The 12,095-nt window shown below is 32.4% G+C and carries 10 protein-coding genes; 9 read left to right on the forward strand and 1 reads right to left on the reverse strand.

Annotation, left to right across the window (positions count from 1 at the left end):
• The first annotated feature begins 137 nt into the window (after positions 1 to 137).
• From istA to SMGD1_RS12700, 5 genes are all read left to right on the forward strand, one after another.
• Positions 138 to 1,679, forward strand: coding sequence for an IS21 family transposase (gene istA, locus SMGD1_RS12680; RefSeq protein WP_008340375.1), 1,542 nt, complete (start codon positions 138 to 140; stop codon positions 1,677 to 1,679).
• Between the two features lie 16 nt (positions 1,680 to 1,695).
• Complete coding sequence (gene istB, locus SMGD1_RS12685) at positions 1,696 to 2,454, forward strand: IS21-like element helper ATPase IstB (RefSeq protein WP_008338275.1); 759 nt, start codon at positions 1,696 to 1,698, stop codon at positions 2,452 to 2,454.
• A gap of 94 nt (positions 2,455 to 2,548) precedes the next feature.
• Positions 2,549 to 3,658 (forward strand): hypothetical protein, encoded by a 1,110-nt coding sequence (locus SMGD1_RS12690; RefSeq protein WP_008339879.1) that lies wholly within the window; start codon positions 2,549 to 2,551, stop codon positions 3,656 to 3,658.
• An 81-nt stretch (positions 3,659 to 3,739) separates the two neighbouring features.
• A complete protein-coding gene (locus SMGD1_RS12695) occupies positions 3,740 to 4,060 on the forward strand; it encodes a helix-turn-helix domain-containing protein (protein WP_008339627.1) in 321 nt (106 codons plus the stop codon).
• Positions 4,005 to 5,075 carry a tyrosine-type recombinase/integrase gene (locus SMGD1_RS12700; RefSeq protein ID WP_241761489.1) on the forward strand — a complete coding sequence of 357 codons (1,071 nt, stop codon included), beginning with the start codon at positions 4,005 to 4,007 and terminating at the stop codon, positions 5,073 to 5,075. The genes SMGD1_RS12695 and SMGD1_RS12700 overlap by 56 nt, the downstream gene beginning before the upstream one ends.
• Positions 5,076 to 5,396: 321 nt before the next feature.
• On the opposite strand, the gene murJ is transcribed toward SMGD1_RS12700, so the two are convergent.
• Positions 5,397 to 6,806, reverse strand: coding sequence for a murein biosynthesis integral membrane protein MurJ (murJ, locus tag SMGD1_RS12705; protein WP_008339727.1), 1,410 nt, complete (start codon positions 6,804 to 6,806; stop codon positions 5,397 to 5,399).
• 168 nt (positions 6,807 to 6,974) lie between these two features.
• Between murJ and SMGD1_RS12710 the strand changes: the two genes are divergently transcribed.
• From SMGD1_RS12710 to ruvA, 4 genes are all read left to right on the forward strand, one after another.
• Positions 6,975 to 7,592: a transglutaminase-like cysteine peptidase gene (locus SMGD1_RS12710; protein ID WP_008339694.1), complete on the forward strand. Its 618-nt coding sequence runs from the start codon at positions 6,975 to 6,977 to the stop codon at positions 7,590 to 7,592.
• On the forward strand, positions 7,589 to 9,511 hold the full coding sequence (locus SMGD1_RS12715; protein ID WP_008339617.1) for a LapD/MoxY N-terminal periplasmic domain-containing protein: 1,923 nt from the start codon (positions 7,589 to 7,591) through the stop codon (positions 9,509 to 9,511). Before SMGD1_RS12710 ends, SMGD1_RS12715 begins: the two co-directional genes overlap by 4 nt.
• Before the next feature lie 112 nt (positions 9,512 to 9,623).
• Entirely contained in the window at positions 9,624 to 11,528 is a 1,905-nt protein-coding gene (locus SMGD1_RS12720) for a flagellar assembly protein A (protein ID WP_241761490.1), read from the forward strand.
• The gene (ruvA, locus tag SMGD1_RS12725) at positions 11,529 to 12,095 is read left to right on the forward strand and encodes a Holliday junction branch migration protein RuvA (protein WP_008341499.1); all 567 of its coding nucleotides are present in this window, start codon (positions 11,529 to 11,531) and stop codon (positions 12,093 to 12,095) included.

The following is a 12,095-nucleotide window of genomic DNA, read 5'->3' on the forward strand; positions in this document are numbered from 1 at the left end:
CAGTGATGCCGGAAATGATTCGGACACTTTAGGTTAAAAAACGGCATCTAAATAATATTTAAGAAAGAGATATTTTCTAAATTTAAATACACTAATTGTAAATTACTTTACAAGGGTGTTGAATGAGGATTATATCGATGAAACAAGTTCGTGATGTACTGCAACTTCATAGTGTTATGAATTTGTCGCTGCGGAGAATACAAGGTGCTACTAATGTAGCTAAAAGTACAATATCTGATTACATCAAACGATTTAAACATTCTGGTCTAAAGATTGAGCAAATCAATATTTTAGATGATGACTCACTAAGACTAAAATTATTTCCTGAACACTCCTCTGTTGTAGTCTCTCGTAGAGCAATGCCCGACATGAACTATCTCCATAAAGAGATGAAACTCCGCAAAAAAACTAAGGTGACACTCCAACTTCTCTGGGAAGAGTATAAAAGAGACAATCCAGATGGATATGAATATACACAGTTTCGTTTATACTACAGCAGATTTAAACAAGCGCTCAATCCCTCCATGCGTCAAACACATCTCGCAGGAGAAAAGGTCTTTGTAGATTACAGTGGTCTTACTATGCCAATTTATAATCAAAGAACTGGTGAAGTTGAAAAAGCTCAGATATTTGTAGCAGTGTTAGGTGCTAGTGGATATACATTTGTACATGCAACTCCAAGTCAAACACAAGAGGATTTTATTTATTCTCATGTAATGTGTTATAGCTTTTTTGCTGGAGTACCAAGGGTTGTTGTACCAGACAACCTCAAATCAGCCATCATCTCCAACAATAAAAATGGAATTGTTGTAAATGAAAGTTATGCAGACTTAAATAGACACTATTCAATTGCAGTAGAACCAGCAAGACCAAGGAAACCTAAAGACAAGCCTAAAGCAGAACAAGGTGTTCAAGCGATACAGCGGTATATATTAGCAAGATTTCGTCATCACAAATTCTTTAGTGTAGATGAATTAAATGATGCTATTGCTTCCCTCTTGGATAGATACAACACTAAAATTATAAAACATCTGCAAAAAAGCCGTACTGAGCTGTTTGAAGAGATTGATAAGCCATACCTTAACCCACTACCAATGAATAGCTATGTTTATAAGCAATTTAAAATTGCTCGTGTCAATCAGGACTATCATATTACACTTCAAATGTGTAACTACTCAGTTCCATTTAAATACATCAAAGAAGAGGTTGAAATAAGATACTCAACTCAGAGTGTATATGTTTACCATAAGCACAAACTCATAGCTACACATCCAAGACTACGAAGAGTTGGCGAAACATCTACACTCCATGAACATATGCCAAATGATCATCAATATATAAATGAAAAGATGAATCCAGATAGACTTCGTTCATGGGCTAAAAACATTGGAGAATATTCAAGTGTGTTTGTAGAAGACGCGTTTGACGAAGTTCAACACAATCCTCAAGCATACAGAAAAATATCTGCTGTGCTCTCATTGGCAAAACTCTACGGCAACACAGAGTTGGAACTAGCACTTATGTACGCAACAAAAATGAGAACTATTACAACAAAGTCTATCAAGTCTATACTTGATAAAAAACTCTATCTTGCAAGAAGTGCCAATAACACAAATACTCCTAAACAATCACTCTTTGATACACACACTAATATCCGCGGTGCGGATGAATACAAATAAACAAAGGAATAACACAATGGATCACACAATAATAATAAATAAACTTGCTGAGTTAAGCTACAAAGGTTTTAAAGATGCATATATGCATCAGATAGAAGATGTTAACTACAACACGCTAAGTTTCGAAGATAGACTTTATCAACTTCTTGATGCTCAGGATATATTCCTCAGAAATAAGCGCATTACGATGGCATTTAGACTTTCAAAAATAAAAGACAAGCAAGCGGCTATTGATGCTATAGATTTCTCTCCAAGAAGAAAAATAAATAAGACGCAGATACATTCGCTTGCTGCATTAAATTTTATACATGCTAAGCAAAATGTCATCATTACTGGCAAGACAGGAACAGGTAAAAGTTACATTGCTCAAGCAATGGCTAATCGCGCAATTATTGATGGATACAGAGCATATTATATAAGAACACCCACCTTGCTTGAGGAGATACGAATATCAAGAATAGATGGGACATATACAAATTTACTAAAAAAATATTCAAGATTTCAGCTTCTGATTCTTGATGACTTTGGAGTCGCGCCAATAGTTGAAGATGACGCTACGAATCTGTTTGAAATCATAGAAGATAGAACTGAGATTAACTCTACGATTATCACTTCGCAACTTCCAGTTAGCGAGTGGTACAACTATCTTAACAACAACACTATTGCTGACGCAATTTTAGATAGGATTGTTCACTCTTCTCACAGGGTAGAATTAAGCGGACCATCTATGCGAAAAATGAAATCTACGATAGAAAATAAGGAAATCCTAGAGTAGCATCCGGACACTTATGCTAAAATGTTGTTACAGAAAATATCTCTTCTTAAACTGTCCGAACTGAAACGACAACAGTGTCCGGATACTCCGTCATATGCAGTTCAACGGTAAGTCACAAGGCTTTTACTGGTTCACTCATTTAGATAACTTTGTAACTATTGGATTTAAAGATAACTATACAAACAGAGGCTTAAATGATATACAAGTACAGTTCACAGCAGTTGGTATATATACACTAGGACTAAAAGCACTACTAAGATATGTTGATGATATATTTAAAGAAGTAACTACAGACTATAAACCTATCACTAGAGTTGATTTAAACATGTTTATACAGTCTGATATGTCTTGGTTAACTAAAGATATGTTTGTAAGTAGAAAACGCAAATACACTACTCATTTAAAAGAAGTTAGTTCTAAGTATAGACTTCAAACTCTCTACATTGGTAAAGAGCCTTTTTTACTTCGTCTATATGATAAAAAAGAGGAACTAAAGAACTCTAAGAAAAGTGAACTTATGTATGAATACTTTTTAAATAATGGTTTCACTAGAGAGGATGATATGTTTAATCTAGAGTTTGAAATGCACCGTAAGTATCTAAAGACTTATAACATTGATACAGTAGAAGACTTACTAGGTCATGCAGAGAAGCTTTTTAAAGAGTCTATGAACGCTATCAGATTAGTTGATTTATCTACCATATCAGAGAATGCTGTAAATACTATGAATAGATACAAAGCAGAGACTCATCCACTATGGCAGCACATAAGTGACTCTTACAAGCTAAAAGATTTTTTAGAAGTTGATATGCCTTTAGAGAGATTAAAGCGTAAAAACTACTCTTACACTATTGAAGAATCTATGAAAGAACATATAGCTCTAGCTAGAAAATATTATGTACATGGTGGCATAGTAGATGAACAGTTTTATGATGAGATACAAGAAGCTTTTGAAAAAAGTATAGAGCCTAAATATGATGATATTAAAAAGCCTATTAAACTACAAACAGTTTATGAAAACATAGATGAACCAATAAATCTAAAAGAGCTTGATGATATAGAACTAGAGAAGTATGTAAAAACTTTAGAGTCTTATATGACAAAGCCTGACTTAGATTTGCATGTGCTAATTAAAAAACATCAACTGGCATTTATAGAGTTGGAACATAGGGGAAAACCTATTCAACAAGTGTTTCCTTTTTAGGTGGTGTGATATGTGTACTAAATATAGAGGACTTTATTTTTCAAATAAAGGTCTAGCAAACGATAGTGCGGTAGGTGTATTATGAATGTTGAATTTGAAAACCTAAACCTAATAAAGCAGATGGCTTACGATATGCAACTTCTAAAAAAGTTACTACAAGATAGCAGTTCTAAAAGATGGTTAAGTGTCAAAGAACTAGCTATTTATCTTAGTTATTCAAAGGATAGAATTTATAAAATAAAAGATACAATTTTTATTGAGGGCATACATTTTTATAAAAAGAGTGGTAAAATACTCTTTGATAGAGTTGCAATTGATGAATGGGTTATCTCCAAGGAGAAAACAAATGAAATTAATCAATCGCAAAGGCAAGTTGTGGATAACATTTTATCATCAATCTAAGAGATACAGACGCTCTTTAAAACTTGATGATACAAAAGCTAACCGTAAACTAGCCGAATCAAAACTAATTCCTGAAATAGTACATAAGCTAAATCAAGATAAGTTCCTTGAAAATACTAATGTTAAAAAAGTACCAACAGTTGATGAGTTTATGCAAATTAGCTTTGAGATACATGAGGCTTACAGAAGACCATTAAGCCAAAAAGATTATAAGTTTATCTATGAGAGACATATAAAGCCAATCTTTGGCAAAAGAATCATAGATGAGATAAAACCATCTGAAATAGCTACTTGGCAGAGTAAACTACTTAAAAAACTCTCTACTAAATCACTCACAATGATACTAGCTGTTTTTAATGTTATGTTTAATGACGCTTTGGCTGATGAGCTTATTGCAAGAAACCCAATGAGCCTCATAAAAAAGCCTAAAAATATTTCAGTTAATGAGATACTTCCATTTAAACAAGATGAAATATTTAAGCTCTTAGGACATATCCAAGAAAGAATGAGGGCAGTATTTGCAATAGGTTTTTTTACTGGGATGAGAACAGGCGAACTAGTAGCTTTAAAATGGAGTGATATAGACTTTGAAAATAATATCATTAAAGTAAGAAGAGCCAAAAGACAGAATGTCGAATCTCTTCCTAAAACAAAATCAAGTATTAGGGATATTGATATTATTGATATTTTACTCCCATACTTACAAAATCATTTGAAGTTTAAACTTGATGATAGTGAGTATATGTTTAATAGTTTACATAAAAGACCTTTCACATGCTTCCATAGTATATCTAGAACTTATTGGAGACCAATATTTGAGAAAATAGATATAGCTTATAGAAACCCTTATCAGATGAGACATACATTCGCAAGTATGATGATAAGTAATGGAGAAGATATATTATGGGTTAGTAAAATGCTAGGTCATACAAACTCTGCAATAACTCTCACTATGTATGCTAGATACATAGAAAATAAAGACAAAAAACGAGGTGCTTTTTTAATAGCTTCATAGTTTGTATCCTGACACAAAAGGGCACAAACTTGGGCACACTTCAAAAAGTAAGCATGGTTAAGCCCCTAAAACAAGGCTTTATACACCATTGTTCTTATTACTATTTATTCAACATCATTATATAGATTAACCTTAAATCAATTAATTAACTATCATGGTGAATGATTGTTAATTAAGAGTATTTCTATAAAAAAATTTAACCTATTATTAAAAAAATCATGATTGTTAATTGTCCTACGGACAAATAACAGCCTCAAATGAGTGTTACATAATGATACTTAAGCCAAAGGTTGAAATATTGAAGTTAAAAAAGCTATTAATTTATAAAACATAAGAACTAATAAAGTCTTTAAAAACCAAAAGCAACCCAGTAAAAACAACAGCCCCAAGCAGAAGATAAATAGTGTTTTTAGAACGAAGCATCTCAAAGAAGTTTTTCACTCCAAAAACCTTTATAGTTAGAATAAAACTTACAAAACCACCTACTGTAGATGCAAGGGCTAGACCGCTTACTCCCATAGGAGATATTAGAGATAGTGCAAAGATTATGTATGTAGCTAGAGAGTAGGTTGCTATTTTGGCTGCTTTCATTTGCATTTCTTTAGCGTATAGCCATAGGACAAATAGTTTTTGCAGACCAAACGGAAGTAAGCCTATCATGTACATCTGTAGAACAAGAGTAGTGTTTTGAGTATCCTCAGCGTTAAAAGCACCTCTCTCAAAAAGAAGCCAAGTTATCTCACGAGATAGTACAAGTCCTCCGATGGCACTTGCAGTTAGTAAAAATGCTAAAAACCAAAATGCTTTTTGCAAAAAGAGCAGGGCTTTTTCTTCATCTTTGTTCTTTATGTATCTGGCAACTCTTGGAAAAAGAGCTATAGAAGTAGCGATGGCAAAAAGAGCAAGAGGGAGTTGGAAGATGCGGTTAGCGTAGTAAAGGTATGAGATAGAACCTGTGATGAGAAAAGAGGCTAAAAATGTATCTAAAAATGCACTTACTTGTGCAGTTGAGTTTCCCCACATTGCAGGAAAGAATTGTCTTCTAAACTCTCTTGTATCTTTTTTGATGATTTTAGACTTTACTCTTAGGTGTCTGAATCCGCCTATTAGAAGTTTAGAGAGTCCCATTTTATATATGGCGATAACATGAACCCCAAGTTGCATAAGCCCACCGATAACTACACCCCAACTTAGGTAGTAGACTATATCTGCTTGGCTTTTGTCTTGTGATAGAAGTAGAGCAAAAATAAGCGATAAGTTTAAAAGAGCAGTTGAGAAAGCTGATGTTGCAAAGTGGTGTTTATACTGTAGCATAGTACTTAAAAATGTAACTGCAAAGATAAGTGGTAGATACCAGAAGTTTATAGCTACAAAGGGAGATGCTATCTCTATAGTCTTTTCATCAAAACCGACGGCTATAGCTTGAGTTGCTAATGCTGGTAGTAGGTTTACAAGTAGAGTGATTACGAGTATGATAGAGACGAAGACTATAAAGATATTTGCTGAGAATACACCCTTGTGTTTAGACTTGGCAAATGCCGGAATGAAAACCTGTGTAAATGCGCCTTCTGCAAAGATACGACGGAAAAGGTTTGGTAGTTTAAAAGCTATGAAAAAGATGTCACTATATATGTTTGCACCAAGCACTGATGCTGTCAGTAAATCTCTAATAAATCCTAAGATTCTTGAAAATAAAATTCCAAAACTGTTCGTGAAAATTGCTTTAAACATGGGCTTCTTTGTGTCTGTTTTATAGGTTTTACGAAAGTTTAACAAAACAATGTGTAAAACTATATTATTTATTATCTCTTTAAAAAGAAGTTTTGATTATAATCTTTTTATTTTAATAAAATTTAAATACAATACTCAAGCAATATTATCATCTATAAGGCAGAAAGATTGAAGTTTATAAGACTTTGTATATTAATATCGATTCTTTATGTAACTCTATTCTCTTCAGAAAAAACCTATATTGAAAACGAACTTCTTGAAAAAATTACAAAAAAATATGGCAAATTTGCAAAAAACAGATTTTATACTCTTCAAAAAACTATAGATGCAAATAAAAAACTAAATGAGTTAGAGCAGTTAAAAGAAATAAATGACTTTTATAACGGAGTGAGATATGCAACCGATAAAAATCTTTATAGTGAAGATGATTATTGGGCTACTCCCGGGGAATTTTTAGGTAAAGACAGAGGTGATTGTGAAGATTATGTAATCTCAAAATACTTTGCCCTAAAGCACCTTGGAATAGATACCAGAAAATTATATTTCACTTATGTAAAATCTACAAAATTTAAAGAAACACACATGGTCTTAACTTATTTCAAAACTCCAAAAACTGAACCGCTAGTGCTAGATAATATTAATCATAGAATATTTAAAGCATCACAAAGGAAAGACTTGATTCCAATTTACAACTTTAATCCGACTTTATTAAAAACAGATAAAAAGAAAAAATCTCACAAAAAATGGGATAAACTAAAATACAATATGGAAATGGGGAAAATATGACACTTTTTAGACAAATAGCAATACTGCTATCAATATTTTTGATAATTTTACTTTCAACTGTTTTATTTTTAAACTTTAAAAATGCAAGTAAATCAGTTAGCCAAAGACTATATGAGGATGCGAAAAATACGGCAACTTCTCTTAGCTTATCATTGGCTAGTGCTAATGGTGATATCTCTATGATGTCTATCATGATAGATGCGAATTTTGATAGTGGGCATTATGGGTATATATCTTTAGTAGATGTAGATGATGAACTACTTCATGAGAGAAAAACTCAGAATGATATGCCAAATGTTCCCGCATGGTTTTTAAATGCTATTGATTTACAAGCGCCTATAGCCTTGGCAAATGTTTCAGCAGGTTGGAATCCCATTGGAATTTTAAATGTTCAGAGCAATGTATCATATGCTTATACTCAATTATATACTATTTTAATAAGTCTGTTTGTATCCTTTTCAATTCTATCAACTATAGGTCTTGTTGTATTAAACTCTGTTTTAATTATAATATTGAAACCACTTAAAAAGGTTCAACTACAGGCTGAAGCTGTTGTGAGAAATGAATTTGTTGTTGAAGATACAGATATCTTCACAAAAGAGTTTAGAGATGTAGTTGTTGGAATGAATACTATGGTTCTAAAATCTAAAGCTATGTTTGATAAAGGAAATATAGCTCTAAAAAAACAAAAAGAGTTAGAATACACTGATAAAGTTACAAAACTTAAAAATCGTAAATACTTTATGCATAAATTACCAGAGTATTTAAAAGCAGATTCCTCATCAAACGGAGGAATAAATTTAATCATAGAAATAAGTGGTTTAATAGAAGCAAATGATGAAATAGGTCATGATAGTGTTAATAAACTACTGTGTGATATAGCTGATGTACTCAGAGATTATTCAAGTCAACATCGACATGCAATACTAGCAAGAATGAATCCGACAGAGTTCTTTATATTGATACCAGACTTGTCGTATGAAGACGGAGTAATAGTAGTTGATGGTATTGATTGTTTTATTCAAGATATTGTGGACGAATATGACCTTGACTCTTCTGAAGTATATGCATCGATTGGACTAAGTGAGTATAGTTATAAAGATAAAGTTGGTGTACTCTTAGCCCGTGCAGATAGTGCACTAACACATTCAAAATATTTAAGAAATAATAAATATCTACAAAAAGTTGAAAATATTTCTGAGATTATGAGTAATGATGAATGGAAAAGTGTTATAGGTAAAGCTATAAAGAAAAACAGTTTCTTCTTGAAAACACATAGTATACTAGACACCAAAAATAAAAAAGAGATTTATAAGTCTATATATTTTATATTAAAAACAGATGATGATACTACGTACGATTATGATCAGTTTATGTTACATGCTAATCAACTAAAACTAAGTAATGGTATTTACAAAAATATATTAAATATGATATTTAAAAACCATGATACAAAACTATACGCAACTGCATGTTCATTTAAGCTATCTTATGACTTTATTATGCATGATGAGACATATAAATTTATGGAAAATCTTTTCACTTATTATGCTGCAAATTTACAGTTTAAATTGATTATTGAGTTGCCAGATAAGTTGGTTCGTACAAATTCTCAAGAGGTTAAACAATATAAAACTTTATTTGATAAATACTCAATTGACATTGGAATAGGAGAGTTTATTGGTGAAAGTACAGATTATCAATATTTACAAGATTTGAGACCTGTATATATTAAAGCAGATAAAAATTATTTTATAGATCAAAATGAACATATGTTGAGTGCTCTTAGACTTATTACAGATTCGGCTGGTATCTCTCTTATAGCTACAAGTGTAAATAATGATGGAGCTTTTCACAGTTTAAGTGAAAAAGATATCTATGTAATAGAAGGAGAGCTTACAAAGACGATTAAACTTTAGTGCCAGAACTGCCAATGGTGCTGTTTTTTTTAAAGGTCTTTAACATACTATTAACAAATATTTGATTAAAATAAATGGTTTTATTTTTTAAATTTTATTTTATCGGGAAAAAATGTCACTATTTGGCTCAAGCAAAACTAGCACATCATCATTAAAAAAGATTCGACCGACCGTTGTACGTACGCAGAACGTTGCAAAAGAGTTGATGTCAATCGCAAAATCTAACGATGTAAATGTAAATACTATAGATTTCAATATTCTAGAAGTTCAAACATATACAAGATTAAATAAGGGTGATAAAGAGGCAGACTGGGAAGAGGCGGCTGCTGAAGACCTTACAGAGCTAGAAGACAAGGGTGCCATACTAGATAAAAATTTTCAAATTAAACAGATGTATGAGATAGAGATTTTTTCAAAAATAGAAAACGATCCATACGGTGACTTTCACTTGGCAGTTGGTGCAAATGCTACTAAGTGTAAAGTATACCTAAGCATAAGAGAGGGTTCGAAAGTATCTTATAACCCAAGGTTTGAGCAAGAACTTTTAATACTCATAAATAAGAGTAAAGTCCGTGCAAATATTCTTATTAATATTTTTGATGAGATGCTTCCAGATATTGTCTCAAAGATTGCTGCTCATGTTAGAGTAGAAGAGAAAGCTGTTTATGACAAGAATGAAGCACACTTAATAGCTGAAGCTTATGAACCAACTCCTACTACAAACGATGCTCTGATTTTTCACTATGATAAAAAAGATACAGTAAATGACAAAGAGAAAGTAGACTATGCAAATAGAGGTTTTATTAAGAGTGTACATAAGGATGAACTTCTTATAGAATATGTAAAGATAAAAGAGGGTAAACCTGGTAGAAACTGTCGTGGTGAGTTTATGGAACCAAAAGAGCCAATAGAAGCAAATGTCCCAACTTTTACTACTGATGACACAATAAAAGTTGTAGAGAGTGAGAAAAATATTGAGTATCGTGCAGTTGAAAATGGATATATTGCTCTTGAAGGAAGTGTTTATACTATACAGTCTGATGTAGATATAGGTGAAATTAGTTTTAAAACAACAGGCTCCATTACAGCTGGTGTTGACTCAGATGTGAATATAAGTGTAAAAGAGACAGACGCCGTAAAAGATGCCATAGGTGCCGGTATGTCAGTTGAAGTCAGTGAAATTGACATTGAAGGTAATGTCGGTTCAAATGCTAAAGTTATAGCTTTAAAAGCTAACATAGGCGGACAGACTCATAAAACTGCAACAATAAGAGCAGACAACTTAAGTATAAATGTTCATAAAGGAAAAGCGTATGGAAAAAATATTCATATAACTAGACTTGAACATGGAGAGGTAGATGGAGATATTGTTGAAGTTTCTCAGGCAATGGGTGGACATATACGAGCAAAAGAAATATCTATAGAATTGTGCGGGTCTTATGTAAATGCAACAGCTTCAAGACTTATAGAGATAAAAAAACTTCAAGGAAGTGAAAATATCTTTACTATAGATCCGGTTCTAAAAAAATCTGCTCAAGAGGGACTTAACGAGAACCAAGAAAGTATAATGGAGCTAGAGAATTCAGTTAAAAATATTAAAAAAGAGATAGACACATATACAAATCTTGTTAAAGATAATCAAGCAACTTTTAATGATGTGAAAAAACGTCTAATCCACTACAAAAAGAATGGAGTGAAGATGCCTACGTCTTTTGTAAAGCAGTATAAGCAGTTTCAAAAAGTTCAAGAGCACTTAGTGAATATTAAAAAAGAGTTTAATATTAAGAATGATCAGCTAAATTTATTGACCACTAAGACAGCTTCATTTCAAGATAATATCTTCGATGCAAGAATTATTAACAGAGATAAATGGACAGGATATAATGAGATAATCTTTAAACTTGTAGATCCACCAATAGAAGTGTCAATGAAGCCGCCGGAAGGCTCACCAGATAAAATTTTCGCGATTGTAGAACTTGAAGATGGTACGTATGAGATAGAGGCGGTTAAAGAGTAGATGATAGTTGGAATAAACGGTAATGTAATATATAAAGAGCCAGCATTTGTGCATGTTGATGTAAGTGGAGTAGTTTATGAAGTTTTTATCTCTTTACATACTTTCTCGACTTTAGGAAATGCTGAGGTAAAACTCTTAACAACGCAGATAATTCGTGAAGATGCTCAGTTGCTTTTTGGATTTTTAGATATGGCAGAGAAAAAAATGTTTGAGCGACTCATAAAGATAAGCGGAGTTGGTCCAAAAGTGGCAATGGCAATTTGCTCAACTTACACACCAAATCAGTTTGCAACAGTCATAAATAACAAAGATATGAACGGTGTAAAAAAAGTACCTGGAATCGGACCTAAAAGTGCAGGACGAATTTTAGTTGAGCTAAGTGGTTTTGATGTTGAACTTGTATCATCTGGCGATGCCCCTAAGAGTTTAGCATTTAACCAAGCAAGTGAAGCACTTGAATCACTTGGATTTAAGAAAGATAAAATTTCTAAAGTTCTAAGTTTATGTAAAGGTGAAGATACTGCTTCACTGGTAAAAGAGGCTCTAAAACTACTTCAAACTATCTAA

It is taken from the genome of Sulfurimonas gotlandica GD1, assembly GCF_000242915.1.
Classification (GTDB): Bacteria; Campylobacterota; Campylobacteria; order Campylobacterales; family Sulfurimonadaceae; genus Sulfurimonas; species Sulfurimonas gotlandica.

Bases quoted from the DNA above. Each gene is read 5' to 3' on its own strand.
- istA (WP_008340375.1), top strand. From the start codon at position 138: ATGAAACAAGTTCGTGATGTACTGCAACTTCATAGTGTTATGAATTTG.
- istB (WP_008338275.1), top strand. From the start codon at position 1,696: ATGGATCACACAATAATAATAAATAAACTTGCTGAGTTAAGCTACAAA.
- SMGD1_RS12690 (WP_008339879.1), top strand. From the start codon at position 2,549: ATGCAGTTCAACGGTAAGTCACAAGGCTTTTACTGGTTCACTCATTTA.
- SMGD1_RS12695 (WP_008339627.1), top strand. From the start codon at position 3,740: ATGAATGTTGAATTTGAAAACCTAAACCTAATAAAGCAGATGGCTTAC.
- SMGD1_RS12700 (WP_241761489.1), top strand. From the start codon at position 4,005: ATGAAATTAATCAATCGCAAAGGCAAGTTGTGGATAACATTTTATCAT.
- murJ (WP_008339727.1), bottom strand. From the start codon at position 6,806: ATGTTTAAAGCAATTTTCACGAACAGTTTTGGAATTTTATTTTCAAGA.
- SMGD1_RS12715 (WP_008339617.1), top strand. From the start codon at position 7,589: ATGACACTTTTTAGACAAATAGCAATACTGCTATCAATATTTTTGATA.
- SMGD1_RS12720 (WP_241761490.1), top strand. From the start codon at position 9,624: ATGTCACTATTTGGCTCAAGCAAAACTAGCACATCATCATTAAAAAAG.
- ruvA (WP_008341499.1), top strand. From the start codon at position 11,529: ATGATAGTTGGAATAAACGGTAATGTAATATATAAAGAGCCAGCATTT.